Source organism: Rathayibacter festucae DSM 15932, assembly GCF_004011135.1.
Taxonomy (GTDB): domain Bacteria; phylum Actinomycetota; class Actinomycetes; order Actinomycetales; family Microbacteriaceae; genus Rathayibacter; species Rathayibacter festucae.
On sequence record NZ_CP028137.1, the window covers coordinates 350,801 to 367,793 of the forward strand.

Here is a 16,993-nt window from a genome sequence, read left to right on the forward strand (position 1 = left end):
GGGCGGTCAGTCCAGGCGGTCGAGCGTCGCGCTGATGGTGCGCAGGCACTCGATCAGGACGCCGATCTGCCGGGAGTCGAGGTCGGCGAGCACCTCGCCCTCGGCCGCGACGAGGTGCCGCATGGCGTCGTCGACGCGCTTGGTGCCGCGCGGGGTGAGCGAGACGATCTTGCTGCGCGAGTCAGCGGCGTTCTGCTCGCGGACGACGAGGCCGCGCGCGCCCAGCCGGTCGACGCGGCTGGCGAGGTTGCCGCTCGAGATGCCCAGGCGGGTGGAGAGGACGGACGGCGTCATCGTGCCGGCAGGGTTCTGGCGCAGCAGCGAGAGCAGCTCGAACTCCCACGGGGCGAGCTCGCCGGCCGCGAAGGAGAGGCGCCGCACCTCCTGCACCCGCGGGCTGAGCCGGCGCAGGCGGGAGAGGACGTCGAGCGGGGCGAAGTCGAGATCGGGCAGGGCGTCGGCCCACGCGTCGATCACCAGATCGACATCGTCGTCTTCACGCATCCCCCGATTATCGTCGGCCCCGGCGGTGCCGGGCGACGGCTGGCCGAGGCGGCGCGGGAGGCCTACCCTGCCCGCTCACGGCCGGTGCTCGTCGCGGGCGCCGGCGTCAGGGCCGGTACTCGTCGCGGCGCGGGGGCGGCAGGTCCGGGCGGTGCGTCTCGCCTCCCGGGCTGAGCGTCGCGATCCCGGCGGTGACGCCGGCGAGCAGGATCCGGCCGGCGGCGGCGAGGAACCGCAGCACCCGCCCGTTCGTCCCACGTCCTCGAGCTGCCATTGTCGGCTCCCTCCGCCCTTCGACAGCCTGGCACCCCACCCGCCGCTGCGCACCTGCCGCTAGCCTGGTCGGGTCGGAAGGACTCCCGTGCGCGCGCACCTCGAGCAGCTCCTCGCTCTGCTGAGCGGGACGTTCCTGCTGCTCGCGCTCGTGTCGAGTCCCGACGCCGCCGTCGTGCTGGTCGTCACCACCACCGCGGTCGCCGCTCTCGTCCTCGGGGCGCGCTATCTCGCCGTCGGCGCTCGCCGGCCCGTGCTGTCGATCGGCCGCCGCGCCCGGGAGCACCGGCTCGGCCTCGCCGCACAGCCGTCGCCGCAGCACCCGCGCACCGCGGGTCGCGTGCGCTCGCGGGCGCCGGGCCTGCCGGGACTGGTCGCGTAGCCCGGAGCTCTGCCTCGGGAGGCGCGACCGTTCGCGATCGCGCTCACCTCCCGACGACAGGACTCTCTTGAACTTCTACGACTTCCCGCCCATCGCGGCGGCGCTCGACGCCGCCTCCCACCTCGTCACCGGCCTCGCCTCGGCCCTCGAGCCCCTCGTGGGCGGCGCCTCGGCCGCCGCCGCGATCGTGCTGGTGACCCTCCTCGTCCGCGTGCTGCTGATCCCGGTCGGGATCTCGCAGGGCCGGGCCGAGATCACCCGCCGCCGCCTCGCCCCGCTGCTGCGCGAGCTGCAGCGCAAGCACGCGAAGAATCCGGAGGCGCTGCAGCGCGCCACGATGAAGCTCTACGCCGACGAGAAGGCCTCACCGCTCGCGGGCTGCCTCCCGGTGCTGCTGCAGGCGCCCGTCGTCTCGCTCCTGTACGGGCTGTTCGTGCACCCGGACATCGCCGGTCACGGCAACGCACTGCTCGACGCTCGGCTGCTGGACGTGCCGCTCGGGCGCTCGTTCGTGACGGCGCTCGGCGGCGGCGACCTCGCGCAGCTCGGCGTGTTCGCGGTGCTCCTCGGGGTGATCGCGCTCGTGTCCTGGCTGGCGCGCCGGGTCGCGCTGCGGCAGGCGGCGCTCACCCCGGTACCGGAGGGGACGCCCGCGGCCGTCGCGCAGCTGACCGGGGTGCTCAGCTGGATGCCGTTCCTGACGGTGGTGTTCGCCGCGTTCGTGCCGCTCGCGGCGACGCTCTACCTGACGGTCACGACGACCTGGACGCTCTGCGAGCGCGTGATCGTGCGGCGGGCGCTGGCGGGCGGGGCGCGGGCGTGAGGCGGCGCCCGCCCGCCGGCGCGCTCACCAGCCCGTCGTCAGCACCTCGTCGAGCTGGTCGGCGAAGAAGTCGGCGCTCTCGACGGTGAAGCAGAGCGGCGGCTTGATCTTCAGCACGCACTGCCGGTCGGAGGTGGGCTGGACGATCACGCCGCGCTCGCGGAGGCGCTCGCAGATCGCGCGCGTCTCCGCGGTCGCCGGCTCGAGAGTCTCCCGATCGCGGACGAGCTCGAGGCCGAGGTACAGCCCGCTGCCGTGCACGGCGCCGATCAGCGGGTGGCGCTCGGCGAGCTCCTCGAGTCGGCGGCGGAGGTGCGCGCCGGTGGTCCGCGCGTTCTCCTGCAGCCGCTCGTCCGCGAGCACGTCGAGCACGGTCGTCCCGATCACGGAGCTGACCGGGCTGCCGCCCGCCGAGGAGAAGAACGAGCCCTGCGAGCGGTAGCGGTCGGCGATCTCGCGGGTGGTCACGACCGCGCCCAGCGGGTGGCCGTTGCCCATCGCCTTCGCGACGGCGACGACGTCGGGCACGACGCCCTGCTGCTCGAAGCCCCAGAACCAGTCGCCGAGGCGGCCGTAGCCGACCTGCACCTCGTCGGCGATGCAGAGCCCGCCGTGCGCGCGGACGGCCGGATAGACGGCGGCGAGGTAGCCGTCGGGCAGCGGGATGCCGCCGGCGTTGCCGTAGAAGGTCTCGGCGACGAAGCCGCCCGGGGGAGTGCCGGCCGCGGCCAGCTCCTCGATCCGGGCGACCGCCTCCGGTGCGTAGCGGTGCGCCTCGGCCCCGCGGTGCGTGCCGCGGTAGCTGTTGGGCGCGTCCAGGGTGTGCACCCAGGGCGGCCGGGTCGCGAGCGCGTCGGGGTTGTCGGCGACGGAGGTGGAGACCGCATCGGAGAGGCCCGACCAGCCGTGGTACGCCTCCCGCACCGCCAGCACGTCGTCGCGGCCCGACCACGCGCGGGCGATCCGCAGTGCGAGATCGGCCGCCTCCGTGCCGCTGTTGACGAGCAGCACGGTGTCGAGCCCGTCCGGCAGCAGGGCCGCCAGCCGCTTGCAGAACTCGCCGATCGCGGGGTAGGAGAAGCGCGAGTTGGTGTTGAGCAGCCGCCACTGCCGCGCGACCCGCTCGACGAGCAGCGGGTGGGCGTGGCCGATCGAGGTCACGTTGTTGAGCACGTCGAGGTGCACGCGACCGGAGTCGTCGACGAGGTGCTCGCGCCAGCCGCGCAGCATCGTGGGCGGCGACTCGAAGTAGTGCTCCTGCGCCTCGGCCAGGTGCGCGAGCCGCCGGTCGAGCACCTCGGGGTCCGGCTGCGGGGCCGGCAGGGTGCGTCCCAGGAGCAGCGGGGTCGGGTCGAGGAGGACGTCGAGCCAGGCGTCCGCCCAGCGTGCGCTCGCGAAGGGCGGGAGGTCGACCGCGTCGAGCGCGCGCGGCGCGGCCTGGGCGCGCAGGAGTCCGCGGGCCGTGCCGACCGGGTCGCCCGCTCCCACCCGGGTGCCGGGTGCGGGAGCGTCGTCGACCCCGTCGAGCCGCAGCCGGACCCCGTCGGCGAGGAGGGTGACTCCGCCGGGGACGCCGCCGCCCACCTCCGCGTCGAACGGCGCGATCAGGGGCGTCTCGGCGGCGAGGTGGACCTCGATGACCAGTGCGGTCGTCTCGGGATCCTGCGCGGTGTGCGGGCGACCGCGGGTCAGGCGGCGCTCGCCGTAGCGCAGCACCGCGGCCCCGGCGCCGCCGGCGAGCGCCGCGCGGGCGAGGGCGGGCTCGGCGTCGTCGTCCAGCCAGCGGCCGACGTCGAGCGCCGGGCTCTCGGGCGAGAGGTCGACGACGACGGCGTCGAGAACGCCGAGCACGGGGATCGCGGGGGCGAGTGCGGTGGATGCGCTCGGCCGGCCGAGGGCCCGCCGGACGAGGGCCTGCAGCACCGGCAGCGGCGCGGCGGTCGCCCGGTCGAGGATCAGCCGCTCGTGCTCGAGGTTCTCGCGGGCGTAGTCGTTGCCCGGGTCGCCGGTCAGGACGTCGTGGGCGCTGACGACGAGCACCGCCGCGCGGAGCACCACGAGCGGCCAGAGCGCCTCGACCTCGGTGTCGGCGAGCGGGCGCACGGCGTCGTACGCGCTGGCGGCGCGGAGCACGGTGGCGGCGTCGGCGTCCGCGTGGTGCAGGAGCGAGGACAGCGTGATCGCGAGCTCGCCGACCGCCCAGCCCGCGCCGAGGTCGCCGAAGTCGATGACGCCGTCGGGGAGGACGCCCGCGTCGACCACGACGTTGTCGTCGGTGAGGTCGCCGTGCACGAGCTGCACCGGGAGCGCGGTGGCGAGCGGATCGAGGACCGCCAGCGCCGTGTCGACGGCCGCCCGGATCGCCCGCGCCGAGCGGCGGGGCACCCGGCCGATCAGCGCGTCGACCACCTCGCCCGCCCGCCGCAGGTCCCACTGGTCGGTCTCCTCGAGGCCGTCGAGCGGCTGCTCGGCGAGCGCGACGTCGACCCGGGCGGCGAGGTCGCCCATCGCCCGGACGACGGCGGGGGAGAGGTAGCCGGAGCCCGAGAGCGTGCGGCCGGGGACGAAGTCGAGGACCCGGGCCGCGGCGGTCGTGCCGCCGAGGTCGATCTCGTGCAGCGTGCGCCCCTCGCGGTCGGCGCGCACGCGCGGGAGCCGGACGCCCTCGAGCCGGTCCGCCAGCCGCGCGACGGCCGCCGTCTGCGCCTCGATCCGCCCTCTCGGCGTCGCGGGATTCGCGATCTTGAGCAGCAGCCGCTCGTCGCAGGTGTCGACGAGGACGTTGCGGTCCTGATTGCTGCCCAGCTCGCGCAGTGCGCCGTGCAGCCCGTAGCGCTCGCGCAGCAGGGCGGCCGCGACCTCGTCATCGAGCGCGGGCGGGGGCGGCGGAGCGGCGTCGGACGGCATGGCGGGGGTCCTGTCGAGCGGGGATCGGGTGCATCCATGATCGCGCGTCATCGGTCGCGGCGCCGCGTGTCCCGTCGGCCGCCGCTGCATGCCGGTCGAGCAGCCCCGGAGGGGCGTATCGAGACCCGACGTTGTCAGAAGGGCGGGTCTGCAGGCTCGGCTGCTGACGCTGATGGATCTCGATACGCCCGCTCCGCGGGCTACTCGATCAGCATGACTGCGCGAACGGACCCGCAACGGGGCTCGCACCCGGAGCATGGCCCCGTCCGCGTCCAGTCGGAAGTGAGGACGCGCGCGAGTGGACCCGTACCGGGCCCTGCAGCTCCGCCGGACACCGCCGCGCGTCCAGTCGGCCGCCGCTGCCGCATGCTGGTCGAGTAGCCCCGCAGGGGCGTATCGAGACCCGCCGGTGTCAGCAGGGCGGGTCTGCAGGCTCGGCTTCCGGCGCTGGTGGATCTCGATACGCCCGCTGCGCGGGCTACTCGATCAGCATGGATGCGGTGCGGTCGATCGTGTCTCGGCGGTGCGCATGCTGGTCGAGTAGCCCCGCAGGGGCGTATCGAGACGCGCCGTTGTCAGCAGGGTGGGTCTGCAGACTCAGGTTCTGACGGTGGTGGATCTCGATACGCCCGCTGCGCGGGCTACTCGATCAGCAGGGGAAGGCCCGCTGCGCGGATTGCTCGATCAGCAGGGTGCCGCCCGCTGCGCGGGCTGCTCGATCAGCGTGCTCAGCGCGCGTAGGCCGCCGGGTCGAAGCGGCCGAGCTCCTCGCGGAAGGCGAAGGCGAAGTCGGGCCAGAGCAGGGTGAGGCGGCGGGAGGCGGAGTCGACGTACCAGCTCTCGCAGCCGCCGTTCGTCCAGACGGTGTCGGCGCTGAGCGCGTCGAGGCGGGCGAGCGCGGCGGCTTCGGCCTCCGGAGTCACCTCCAGCAGCTCGACGCCGGCGGTGTCGCGGTGCTCGAGCGCGGCGAGCACGTAGTCGATCTGCGACTCGATCATGTGCACCGCGGAGTTGTGGCCGAGGCTCGCGTTCGGGCCGTTGATCACGAAGAGGTTCGGGAAGCCGTGCACGGCGGTCGACTCGTACGCCGACATCCCGTCGCCCCAGCGGTCGGCCAGCAGCTCGCCGCCGCGGCCGCGGATCCGGCGGGCGAACGGCGGGCGGGTCGCGTGGAAGCCGGTCGCGAAGACCAGCGCGTCGACCTCGTGGGCGGTACCGTCGTCGCCGATCGCCGCCGAGCCCTCGATCCGGCGCAGGGGCGAGGGAACGACGCGCACGTGCGGCTGCGCGAGCGCGGGGTAGTAGTCGTCCGAGAGCAGCACCCGCTTGCAGCCGATCTCGTAGTCCGGCGTGAGGACAGCGCGCAGCTCCGGGTCCGCGACCTGCGCGGCGAGGTGGCCGAGCGCCTCCGCCCGCAGCCGGCCGATGGCGTCGGGCACGCCGACGCGGCCGGCGAAGCCGAGCTCCGCGCGCCAGAACAGCTCGGAGCGCAGCCGCTCGACGGCGCCCGGCACGCGCGCGAGCGTGCGGCGCTCCTCCGGCGGGTAGGCGCGGTTCCGACGCGGCACAACGTACGGCGCCGAGCGCTGGAACAGCACGACCTCGGCCGCGCGCTCCGCGAGGTGCGGCAGGATCTGCACGGCGGAGGCGCCGGAGCCGACGATCCCGACGCGCGCCCCGTCCAGGTCGACGTCGTCGCGCCAGCGGGCGGAGTGGAAGACCGGCCCCGCGAAGCCGTCCAGCCCCGGGACGTCGGGCAGGCGCGGCTCCGACAGCCGCCCGGCGCAGACGACGAGGACGGCGGCGTCGACGTCGCCGCGCGAGGTGTGCACCCGCCAGCGCTCGGCGTCCTCGTCGAAGGTCATCTCCAGCACGTCGGTCCCGAGCTGCAGCTGCGGCGCGAGCCGCTCGCGCTCGACGACCCGCTCGAGGTAGGCCTGGATCTCCGCCCCCGGCGCGTAGAACGCCGACCAGTCCGGCTCGGGCGCGAACGAGTACGAGTACAGGTGCGAGGGGATGTCGCAGGAGACGTTCGGATAGCGGTTGTCGCGCCAGGTGCCGCCGACGCGCTCGGCCCGCTCGAGCAGCGCGAAGGAGACGCCGCCGCGGCGGGCGAGGCGCGCCGCCGCTCCGATCCCCGCGAAGCCCGCGCCGACCACGACGACGTCGACCGAGGTCGCCATCAGGCGATCGTCCGGGGGAGCGTCGACCCGGCCGGGTCGCGGTGCGGGTCGGCGACGAAGCGCTCGACGAGTGCGAGCAGCTCGGCCGGCCGTTCGGCCAGCACGCAGTGGCCCGCGTCGATCACGGCGTAGCGGGCGTCGTCGATCGCCCCGAGCAGCGCCTCCGACCCCTCGACGCCGACGACGGCGTCGGCGGTGCAGCCGACGACCAGCGCGGGGACGCGCAGGCGGGCCGCGGCCTCGGTCGCGTCGGCGCGGGCGGCCGCGCCGAGGAGCGCGGCGGTCGCGGCGTCGGCGGCCAGGGGAGTCGCGCGCCCGGGTCCGAGGTCGGCGAGCGTGCGGACGCCGATCACGCGCGCCAGGTCCGCGCGGGCGTCGGGGAGGTCGGCCAGCGATTCCCACAGCCGGGCGACCGCGACGAGGCGCTCGGTGGGCCGCAGCCAGCCCGCGGCCAGCACGAGGGCGCCCACGCGCGGGTCCGCCTCGGCGGCGGTGATCGCGGCCCAGGCGCCGAGGGAGACGCCGACGACGACCGCCCGCTCGGCGCCGAGCCGGTCGAGCGCGGCGGTGACGGCGCGAGGCGCGTCGCGCAGCGGATCCCGCAGGTCGGCGAGCTCGAGCGCCGCCACCCGGTGCCGGCGAGCGAGCATCGGCAGCAGCAGCGCCCCGTCGGCCCGGGCACCGCGACCCGGCCCGGTCACGAGCAGGACGACGTCCGTCGCCGGCTCACCACCGGAGTGGAGGCGGACCGTGTCGTCGCCGACGTCCAGCGACGACTCCTGGATCAGCGCGGCCTGCCGCTCGAGGTACGCCGACGACCGCGTCACGAGACGCGGCCGGCCTCGCGCACCGGGAGGCGCAGCCGGCGGGTCGCGGTGCTGCCGGGCGCCGGCGCCGTCATCGCGCGCTCGGGGGCGACGTGCCCGTAGTCGGTGGTGCGCTGGCGCCAGGGCCGCCCGATCTCGCCGGTGAGCCGCGCGACGGTCGCGATGTCGAGGGAGCGGTGCGCCTCGGCGCCCGACTCCGGGCTCATCGCGCCGTCGAGCAGCAGGCCGCCGAGGTCGTCCGCGCCGCCGCGCAGCAGCTCCTGCGACAGCTGCAGCCCGAGCTTCGTCCAGGCCGTCTGCACGTGGTCGATCCGCCCGTGCAGCAGCAGCCGGGCCACGGCGTGCACCGCTCGCGTCTCGCGCCGGGTCGGCCCGCCGCGGGTCTGCGCGACGACCGCCGCCGGCGCCTCGGCCGGCACGAACGGCATGGCGATGAACTCGGTGAAGCCGCCCGTCTCGTCCTGGATCGCGGCCAGCGCGCGGAGGTGATCGATCTGCTGCTGCGGCGTCTCGACGTGCCCGTAGACCATGGTCGCCGTCGACTTCAGGCCGCCGCGGTGCGCGGTCGTCACCGACTCCCGCCACTCGGCGACGCTCGGGTCCGCGCCCTCGCTCAGGATCGCGCGCACCCGGTCGTCGAGGATCCGCGCCGCGGTCCCCGGCACGGAGTCGACGCCCGCCTCGCGCAGCGCGGCCAGCATCTCGGCGGGGGTGCGCCCGGTGCTCGTCGCGGCGTCGAGGATCTCGCCCGGCCGGAACGCGTGCAGGTGCAGCGAGGGGTGCCGAGCGTGCAGGGTCCGCACGATCAGCAGGTGGTCCTCGCCCGGCGTCGCGAGCGGACCCTGGAGGCACAGCTCGGTGGCGCCGAGCGCGACGGCCTCGTCGGCGAGCTGCTCCAGGGTCTCGACGGTGAGCCCGCCGGCGCCCCAGAGCGCGGTGTCGATGTTGCGGTTGGCGACCACGGTGACGGTGTCGCCCACGGCGGCGCGGCGGACGTCGTCGGCGAGGGCGGCCAGCGCGTCGAGGTCGTCGCCGTCGGCGGCGAGCAGGGCCCGGTAGTCGGCGTCGTCGAGACCGGCCGGGTCGGCGGCGGCGCGCTCGAGAACGGCGGCGAGGTTCGGGGCGGCCGGGCGCGGGGCGGGCGGCAGCTCCTCCTCGTACGCGCGGGGGACGATCGGCGCGGACTCGTCGGCCAGCCACGACTCGCGGTCGGCGAGCGCGAGGACGTACGGCGCGACCCGCGGGTCGATCCAGGTCTCCGCGTCGCTCAGGTACCGCGGATGCGCGGTGAGGCGCTCGTGCAGCCGGTAGCCGGAGTCGGCGGTCAGCCGCGCGAGGTCGTCGATGTTCGGCCAGGGCCGCTCCGGATTCACGTGGTCCGCGGTCAGCGGGCTGACCCCGCCCCAGTCGTCGATCCCGGCGCGGAGGAGGAGCCCCAGCTCCTGCTCGTCGGTGAGGTTCGGCGGCACCTGGATCGTCATGTCCGCGCCGAGGACGAGGCGCGCGACGGCGACGTTCGCGACGTACTCCTGCAGCTCGAGGTCGACCTCGTTCTGCATCGCGGTCCGCGGCTTGGCGCGGAAGTTCTGCACGATGCACTCCTGCACGTGGCCCCAGAGCGCGTGCGAGTCGCGGATCGCGAACAGCGCGTCGGCCCGCTCCGCCGTGTTCTCGCCGATGCCCAGCAGCACGCCCGTGGTGAACGGGATCCGGCTGCGCCCGGCGTCGTCGAGCACGCGCAGCCGCAGCGCCGGGTCCTTGTCGGGCGAGCCGTAGTGCACGCCGCCCTTCTCGGACCACAGCCGCTCGGCGGTCGTCTCGAGCATCATCCCCATCGAGGGCGCGACCGGGCGCAGGCGCTGCAGCTCGGCCCAGGACATCACGCCGGGGTTGAGGTGCGTCACCATGCCGGTCTCGGTCATCACCAGCACCGCCATCGCGCGCACGTACTCGAGCGTCGAGGCGTAGCCGTGCTCGGCGAGCCACGCGCGGGCGACGGGCCAGCGGTCCTCCGGGCGGTCGCCGAGGGTGAACAGCGCCTCCTTGCAGCCGAGCGCGGCGCCCGCGCGGGCGACCTCGAGGATCTCCTCCGGCTCCATGAAGGTCGACTCGCGCTTGAGGGCGAGGCCGCCCGGCGTCTCGACGAACACGCAGTAGTGGCAGCGGTCGCGGCAGAGCTTGGTCAGCGGCACGAAGACCTTGCGGGAGTAGGTGATCACTCCCGGCCGGCCGCGGCGGGCGAGCCCCTCGTCGCGCAGCCGCCCGGCGGCCAGCAGCACCGCGTCGAGGTCGTCCCCGCGCGCCTCGAGGAGCACCTCGGCGCTCGCGCGCGTGATCGGCTCGCCGTCGGCGAGGCGGGCGAGGAGGGTGGGCACGGTCATGCGGAGGCGGCTCTTCCGGAGGGGTCGGTCGGCGGGCGCCGACGAGTCGGGGCGCGGGAGGGTCGGACGGCCGGCGGCACGGCGCCGGCCGGTCGCGACGGAATCAGAGGGCGCGCAGGCGCGGCGCGAGGTCGCGCTCGAACGCGTCGAAGAAGCGCTGCTGGTCGTCGCCCGGCGCGTGGAACACGAGGTGGTTGAAGCCCGCGTCGACGTAGGGCTTGATCTGGGCGACCGTCTCGTCCGGGTCCGAGCCGACGATCCAGCGCTTGGCGACCTGCTCGATCGGCAGCTCGTCGGCGGCGCGCTCCATGTCGACCGGGTCGGTCAGCGAGTGCTTCTGCTCGGGCGTGAGCGAGAGCGGCGCCCAGAAGCGCGTGTTCTCGAGCGCGAGAGCCGGGTCGGGGTCGTAGGAGAGCTTGATCTCGATCATCCGGTCGAGCGCGGCGGAGTCGCGCCCGCCCGCCGCGATGCCCTCCTCCACGGCGGGGAGCAGCTTCTCGGTGTAGAGCTCCATGCCCTTGCCGGAGGTGCAGATGAAGCCGTCGCCCGCGCGCCCGGCGTACTTCGCGACGACGGGCCCGCCCGCGGCGATGTAGACGGGGACGCCGTTCTCGGGCTTGTCGTAGATGGACGCCTCGTGGGTGGAGTAGTACTCGCCGTCGAAGGAGACGCGGTCGCCGGCCCAGAGGGCGCGCATGAGGCGCACGGCCTCGCGCAGCCGGGCGAAGCGCTCCTTGAAGTCGGGCCAGCTCTGCTCGCCCGCGCCCTGGTAGCCGGTCGCGACCTCGTTCAGCGCCTCGCCGGTGCCCACGCCGAGCATGATGCGGTCCGGGTAGAGCACGCCGAGCGTGCCGAACGCCTGCGCGATGACGGCGGGGTTGTAGCGGTAGTGCGGCGTCATCACCGAGGTGCCGAGCCGGATGGTCGAGGTGCGCTCGCCGGCCGCGGCGAGCCAGGCGAGCGAGAACGGCGCGTGGCCGCCGGTGTGGCGCCAGGGCTGGAAGTGGTCGGAGACCACGGCGCTCTCGAAGCCGTGCCGCTCGGCGCCGACGGCCAGCTCCACGAGCTCGCGCGCCCCGAACTGCTCCGCCGATGCCTTGTACCCGAGCGTGATCGTCATAGTGCCGCCTTCGTCAGAGGGAGGGGACCGCTCCGGACACCGGGCGGTCCCTCCATTCTGCGCCCGCGCGGGCGGCGATCGGGACGCTCAGGCGGACGCGCCCGAGATGTTGACCATCCAGTGCACGCCGAAGCGGTCGGTCAGCATCCCGAAGCGGTCGCCCCAGGGCGACGTGGTCAGCGGCTCCTGGACCGAGCCGCCGTCCGCGAGCCCGTCCCAGTAGCCACCGAGCTCGGCGTCGTCGTCGCCGAAGAGCGCGACGGTGATCCGCGCGCCCTCCTCGAACGTCATCGAGCTCGGGGTGTCGGACGCCATCAGGATCAGCCCGTTCGGCGTGACCAGCTGCGAGTGCATGATCAGGTCCTGCTCGGCCGGATCCTCGCTCGCGTGGAAGTCAGCGAAGGTGCTGGACTGCAGCTCTCCGCCGAAGACCGAGTGGTAGAACTCCATCGCCTCGCGAGCGTTGTCGCGGAAGCCGATGTAGGGGCTGAGACTCGTGGACATGGGGCGCCTTCCGCTCGAGGAGGGCCCCAGTATCGACCCGCCGGCGATCCCGCTGCAACGGCCTCCCTCCTGCTGATCGAGTAGCCCGCGCAGAGGGCGTCCCCCTGCCGATCGAGTAGTCCGCGCAGCGGGCGTATCGAGATCCACCAGCGTCAGAGGCCGAGTCTGCAGACTCGCCCTGCTGATGCCGCGGGGCTCGATACGCCCCTGCGGGGCTGCTCGACCAGCATGTCTGCGCGCGTCTCTTCCCAGTAGATCCCCGTGTCCGGCGGGCGCGGACGGAGCGCCCCTACAACTCCGCGCGGGTCGGGGGGTTCGCGCCGGAGCGGGAGGTGGTGATGCCGGCGACGCGGGCGGCCCAGTGGCCGATCGCGCGCAGGGACGGCTCGTCGAGGAGCAGGCCGTTCGGGGCGCCGAGGCCCTGGCGGAAGGCCTCGTCGAGGATCGCGCCCATGGCGGAGTCGCCCGCGCCGATGGTGTCGGCGACGACGATGCGGGCGGCGGGGACCGTGGCCCGGGCGACGGCGGAGGCGAGCAGCAGGCCCTCGCCGCCGCGGGTCACGACGGCGAGCTGGGCGCCCAGCTCGAGCAGGCGGGTCAGCACCTCGTCGAGCTGCATCGTCGGGTAGAGCCACTCCGCGTCCTCGTCGCTGAGCTTGACGATCTCGCAGGCCGCGGCGACCCGCTCGAAGCGGGCCAGTGCGTCGTTGTGCTCGCCGACGAGCGCGGGGCGGATGTTCGCGTCGACGCTCGCGGTGACGCCGGCCGGCAGGGCCTCGAGCAGCTCGACGATCGCGGAGCCGCCCGGCTCGAGGTAGACGGCGATCGAGCCGGTGTGCACGTGGGTCGCGCTCGAGGGATCGGCGGCCGGCGGGTTCCAGGAGAGGTCGAAGTCGTACTCGGCGGAGCCGTCCTCCTGCAGGCGGGCCCGGGCGGTCGAGGTGCGCTCGGCGTCGCCGTGCAGCACGGTCACGCCGGAGGCGCCCAGGTGCTCGGCGATGCGCCGGCCGCGCTCGTCGTCGGCGATGTCGGTGACGAGGGTCGCCTCGCGGCCGAGGCGGGCGAGGGTGAGCGCGACGTTCGCGGGCGAGCCGCCCACGTGCTCGGTGCTCTCGCCGTCGCGCTCGACGATGTCGATCAGGGCTTCGCCGATGACGAGGATGCGGGGCGCCGCGCTGTCGCGGACGTCGGTGGAGGACATCCCGCCATCATGCCGGTCCGCGCGGCACCGCCGCGAGACCTCCCGCGCCTCGTCAGGTTCCGGCGGGGAGTCCGGCCAGCACCTCGTCCACCGTGGTCAGGGTGATCAGCGGTCCGAACAGCGCCATCGCGTCGAGCGCGCGGGCGTGATCGGCCTCGGAGGCGCCCGCGCAGGCATCGGTCACGACCCGCACCTGCACGCCGGCGTCGGCCGCGGCGAGCGCCGTCGCCAGCACGCAGCAGTCGGTCGAGACGCCGGTCAGCACCATCGAGCGGGAGTCGTCGAGCAGCGCCTCGAGCTCGGCGCCCCACTTGCCGAAGGTCGGCGCGGTGATCGTGCGGTGCCCCTCGACGCCGGGGACCAGCGCGTAGAGCGGATCCTCGTCCGGGACGAGCGCGAACGGCCAGTCCCGGTAGTAGGGGATCCAGGCGCCGCGGGGCTGGGGCGGTGCGACGAAGCGGGTGGTGACCACCCGCTCGCCGAAGTGCGGGAGCAGCCGGGTCGTCCCCTCCGCCGCGCGGTCGAACTCCTTCGACGCCCACGGCGAGGACACGTCGGCGAAGACCTGCTGCAGGTCGATCGCGACGAGCAGGCTCACGCGTCGGCCTCCTGGCGCCGCACCGCGGAGCGCGAGAGGACGAGCGTGCCGACGAAGCCGATCACGAGGGCGACCAGCACGCCGAGGTTCGCCCCGGCCCACTCGCCGTCGCGCCCGCCGATCGGGCCGAGCAGGTAGCCCTCCCACTCGAAGCCGGGGGAGTAGTTGACGACGAGGCCCCAGCCGATCACGGCGCCGATCACCACGAGCAGCACCGGTGCGAGCGAGACGCTGCCGTAGCGGCCCCGCGAGGTGTAGAGCGCCTCCTGGTCGTAGTCGCGGCGGCGGAGGAGCAGGTCGGCCAGGAACACGCCGAGCCAGCCCGCGATCGGCACGCCGAGGGTGATGAGGAAGCCCTGGAACGGGCCGAGGAAGTCGCCCGCGACGAAGACGACGTAGATCGCGCCGAGCACCATCAGCACGCCGTCGATGCCGGCGGCGACCGGCCGGGACACCTTGAGGCCGGTGCTGAGCAGCGCGAGGCCCGAGGAGTAGATGTCCATCACCGCGCCGCCGATCAGCCCCAGCAGGGCCACCACGATGAAGGGGAGCAGGAACCAGGTCGGCAGGATGCTCGCGAGCGCGCCGATCGGGTCGGCCGCGATCGCGTCGGACAGCTCCGTCGAGGAGGCGGCGAGCAGCAGGCCGACCACCACGAGCACGACGGGCGCTACTGCGCCGCCGATCGTGGTCCAGCCGATGACCCCGGCGGTGCCGGCGGTGCGCGGCAGGTAGCGCGAGTAGTCGGCCGCCGCGTTCACCCAGCCCAGCCCGAAGCCGGTCATCATGAAGACGAGTCCGCCGATCACGGCCCCCGCCGATCCCGAGGGCAGGCTGCCGACGGCGGCGAGGTCGATGCGGTCGAGCACGAGCACGACGTAGACCACGGTCAGCACGGCGGTCGCGATCGTGATCGCGAGCTGGAGCCGCATGATCAGCCGGAAGCCGGCGATCCCGGCGATCACGATCAGCGCCGCGACGACGATCAGCGCGACGACCTTGGTCAGCACGCCGCCGTCCCAGCCGAACTCCTCGAAGACGGTCGCCGTCGCGAGAACGGCGAGCGAGGCGAGCACCGTCTCCCAGCCCACCGTGAGCAGCCAGGAGATCACCGCGATCAGCCGGTTGCCGTCGACGCCGAAGGAGGCGCGGCTGAGCACCATCGTCGGCGCCGAGCCGCGCTTGCCGGCGACCGCGACGAAGCCGCAGAAGAGGAAGGAGACGACGATCCCGATCACGGCGACCGCGGTCGCCTGCCAGAAGGACAGGCCGAAGCCGAGCAGGAACGAGCCGTAGCTCAGCCCCAGCACCGAGACGTTGGCCGCGAACCACGGCCAGAACAGGTCGCGGGGGCGGCCGTGCCGCTCCGACTCCTGGATGGTGTCGAGACCGTTGAGCTCGATGCCGCCGGCGGGGCGGGTGGTCGGTTCGGGAGAGGTCATGACATCCCTCGTTGTCGCGCGGAAGGCCCGGGCGAACGCCGGATCCTGTCGAATGTAGTGCAGGATCGGCGCCCGATCGCGGCGGGCCGGAAGACCGGTGGACGACTCCGCGAGGTCCGCTCCTGGGGAGGAGACCCGCGGCCCCTCCCGCTCAGTCCTCCGCGCGCTCCAGCAGCCCCCGCAGCGTCTCGAGGTCCGCCGCGACCCGGTCGCAGTCCTCGTCCCACTGCTCGAGCGTCATGCCGTCGTACCGGCGGACGGTGAAGGCGACCTCCGCGCCGTCGCCGTTGGCGAGGATCCGGAGCGGGTTGTCGAAGACCCGGCCGCCCTCGGTGATCACCCGGTGATCCGCCACGCCGTAGGGATTCCGAGGCGCGAAGACGATCTCGACCCGGCCCATCGGCGAGTCGGCGAACCAGTGGCCGTCCACCTCCTCGACGGACGCCTGCGCGAGCCCCGCCGCCCAGAGCGACAGGTTCGAGGGATCGACGACGAAGGAGTACACCTCGTCCGCCGGCGCGTCGATCACGACACCGACCGGGCGCGACTCGTACAGGACCATCTCAGTCTCCCTCCGCGGCGAAGCTCGCCACGAGCAGCGCCGCGAGCGCGGTCCGCTCGAGCATCCCCTCGATGCTCACCGATTCTCCCCGGGCGTGCGCGCCCTCGCCAGGGGCGCCGAGCCCGTCGAGCACGGGGATCCCGAGCGCGGCGATCAGGTTGCCGTCGCTGGCGCCGCCCACCGCGGTCTCGGTCAGCGGCAGATCCATCGTCTTGGCCACCCGCTCGGCCCGGCGGTAGAGCGCGCCGACGGCGGCCGTCCGCTCGAAGACGGGCCGCTGCCACGAGCCGCGGACCTCGATCCGGATCCGCGGGTCCGACGCCTCGAGCGCGTTCATCTCGGCCTCCACCCGCGCCGCCTCGGCCGCGCCGCGGATCCGCACCTCGAGCTCGAGCCGCACCTTCGCGGTCGTCACGTTCACCCGGCTGCCGCCCTTGACCACGCCGATGTTGACGGTCGTCCCCGCCTCCGGCCGAGCGATCCCGAGCACCCGAGGGATCAGCGCGCCGAGCTCGTGGATCGCGCTCGCCCCCTTCTCGGGCTCGACGCCCGCGTGCGCCTCGATCCCGACGACGTCGACGACGAAGTTGCCGATGCCCTTGCGCGCCGTCTTCACCGCGGTCCCGATCGCCCCCTCGAAGACGAGCGCCGCCTCCGCCCCGCGGCTCTGGTGCTCGAGGAAGCTGCGCGAGGTGAGGCTGCCGACCTCCTCGTCGCCGTTCATCACCAGGCGGACGGCCGGGTGCGCCAGGCGGGCGTGCCGCAGCGCGAGCACGAGCCAGACCATCTGCACCAGGCCGACCTTCATGTCGTAGCTGCCTGGGCCGCTCAGGCGGTCGCCGTCGATCGCGAACGGCCAGCCGCGGGGCGTGCCGAGCGGCCAGACGGTGTCGTAGTGCCCCACCAGCGCCACGAACGGGCGCGACCCACGCGGTCCGCGCCCCGGGGCGCTGCCCGGGAAGGTCCAGCTCGACGCGCTCGGGCAGTCCTGCTCGCGGAGGTGCTCGAGCTCGCCCGCGTGGCCGAGCCGCTCGCCGACCCAGTGCACGAGGAACGCGTGCAGCTCGTCGAGCGCCTCGAGGGAGTCGCTCGGGCTCTCCATCATCACGAGGTGGCGGACGTCGTCGAGGATGCGCGCGCGCTGGTCGCGGAGGAAGGTGCGGACGCGGGCGGCGTCGGCGGCATCGGGGAAGGTCACCGCTCCGGAGTACCAGAGTGCGGCGCCCGGCGCGAACCGGGGCCGCGGGTGAACCGGACGCCGCCCCTCTACGTTGAAGGAGGAGAGG

Annotated in this window: 15 protein-coding genes; 2 read left to right on the top strand and 13 right to left on the bottom strand. The window is 74.5% G+C overall.

All coding sequences use genetic code 11. The features are described from left to right. Positions 1–6 precede the first annotated feature (6 nt). Both C1I64_RS01760 and C1I64_RS19930 read right to left on the bottom strand, forming a co-directional pair. Entirely contained in the window at positions 7–504 is a 498-nt protein-coding gene (locus C1I64_RS01760; RefSeq protein WP_123445211.1) for a MarR family winged helix-turn-helix transcriptional regulator, read from the bottom strand. Positions 505–610: 106 nt separating this feature from the next. After that, positions 611–778: a hypothetical protein gene (locus tag C1I64_RS19930; RefSeq protein WP_164874417.1), complete on the bottom strand. Its 168-nt coding sequence runs from the start codon at positions 776–778 to the stop codon at positions 611–613. A gap of 87 nt (positions 779–865) precedes the next feature. On the opposite strand from C1I64_RS19930, the gene C1I64_RS01765 reads away from it, so the two are divergent. Together C1I64_RS01765 and C1I64_RS01770 are read left to right on the top strand one after the other, a co-directional pair. Then, the gene (locus C1I64_RS01765) at positions 866–1,159 is read left to right on the top strand and encodes a hypothetical protein (RefSeq protein WP_123733838.1); all 294 of its coding nucleotides are present in this window, start codon (positions 866–868) and stop codon (positions 1,157–1,159) included. Positions 1,160–1,226: 67 nt separating this feature from the next. Further along, positions 1,227–1,982, top strand: a complete 756-nt coding sequence (locus tag C1I64_RS01770; RefSeq protein WP_127886005.1) for a YidC/Oxa1 family membrane protein insertase — start codon at positions 1,227–1,229, stop codon at positions 1,980–1,982. Positions 1,983–2,006: 24 nt separating this feature from the next. Here the strand turns inward: C1I64_RS01770 and C1I64_RS01775 are convergent, their stop codons facing one another. From C1I64_RS01775 to C1I64_RS01825, 11 genes are all read right to left on the bottom strand, one after another. Beyond that, complete coding sequence (locus tag C1I64_RS01775) at positions 2,007–4,889, bottom strand: aminotransferase (RefSeq protein WP_127886006.1); 2,883 nt, start codon at positions 4,887–4,889, stop codon at positions 2,007–2,009. A 728-nt stretch (positions 4,890–5,617) separates the two neighbouring features. Then, a complete protein-coding gene (locus C1I64_RS01780; protein ID WP_127886007.1) occupies positions 5,618–7,072 on the bottom strand; it encodes a flavin-containing monooxygenase in 1,455 nt (484 codons plus the stop codon). Next, positions 7,072–7,899 carry an alpha/beta fold hydrolase gene (locus tag C1I64_RS01785; RefSeq protein ID WP_127886008.1) on the bottom strand — a complete coding sequence of 276 codons (828 nt, stop codon included), beginning with the start codon at positions 7,897–7,899 and terminating at the stop codon, positions 7,072–7,074. Before C1I64_RS01785 ends, C1I64_RS01780 begins: the two co-directional genes overlap by 1 nt. Beyond that, positions 7,896–10,280 carry a 7,8-didemethyl-8-hydroxy-5-deazariboflavin synthase CofG gene (cofG, locus tag C1I64_RS01790; RefSeq protein WP_127886009.1) on the bottom strand — a complete coding sequence of 795 codons (2,385 nt, stop codon included), beginning with the start codon at positions 10,278–10,280 and terminating at the stop codon, positions 7,896–7,898. The genes C1I64_RS01785 and cofG overlap by 4 nt, the downstream gene beginning before the upstream one ends. 103 nt (positions 10,281–10,383) lie before the next feature. Beyond that, positions 10,384–11,400, bottom strand: coding sequence for a glucose-6-phosphate dehydrogenase (coenzyme-F420) (fgd, locus tag C1I64_RS01795; RefSeq protein ID WP_123445218.1), 1,017 nt, complete (start codon positions 11,398–11,400; stop codon positions 10,384–10,386). 87 nt (positions 11,401–11,487) lie between these two features. Beyond that, complete coding sequence (locus C1I64_RS01800) at positions 11,488–11,904, bottom strand: VOC family protein (protein WP_127886010.1); 417 nt, start codon at positions 11,902–11,904, stop codon at positions 11,488–11,490. A gap of 289 nt (positions 11,905–12,193) precedes the next feature. Beyond that, positions 12,194–13,105 carry a carbohydrate kinase family protein gene (locus C1I64_RS01805; protein WP_127886011.1) on the bottom strand — a complete coding sequence of 304 codons (912 nt, stop codon included), beginning with the start codon at positions 13,103–13,105 and terminating at the stop codon, positions 12,194–12,196. A 52-nt stretch (positions 13,106–13,157) separates the two neighbouring features. Beyond that, a complete protein-coding gene (locus tag C1I64_RS01810) occupies positions 13,158–13,703 on the bottom strand; it encodes a cysteine hydrolase family protein (RefSeq protein WP_127886012.1) in 546 nt (181 codons plus the stop codon). Then, the gene (locus C1I64_RS01815) at positions 13,700–15,145 is read right to left on the bottom strand and encodes a purine-cytosine permease family protein (protein ID WP_127886013.1); all 1,446 of its coding nucleotides are present in this window, start codon (positions 15,143–15,145) and stop codon (positions 13,700–13,702) included. The genes C1I64_RS01810 and C1I64_RS01815 overlap by 4 nt, the downstream gene beginning before the upstream one ends. 151 nt (positions 15,146–15,296) lie before the next feature. Beyond that, entirely contained in the window at positions 15,297–15,707 is a 411-nt protein-coding gene (locus C1I64_RS01820) for an SRPBCC family protein (protein WP_123445222.1), read from the bottom strand. A 1-nt stretch (position 15,708) separates the two neighbouring features. Next, positions 15,709–16,905: a M20/M25/M40 family metallo-hydrolase gene (locus C1I64_RS01825; RefSeq protein ID WP_208645074.1), complete on the bottom strand. Its 1,197-nt coding sequence runs from the start codon at positions 16,903–16,905 to the stop codon at positions 15,709–15,711. Between the last annotated feature and the right edge of the window lie 88 nt (positions 16,906–16,993).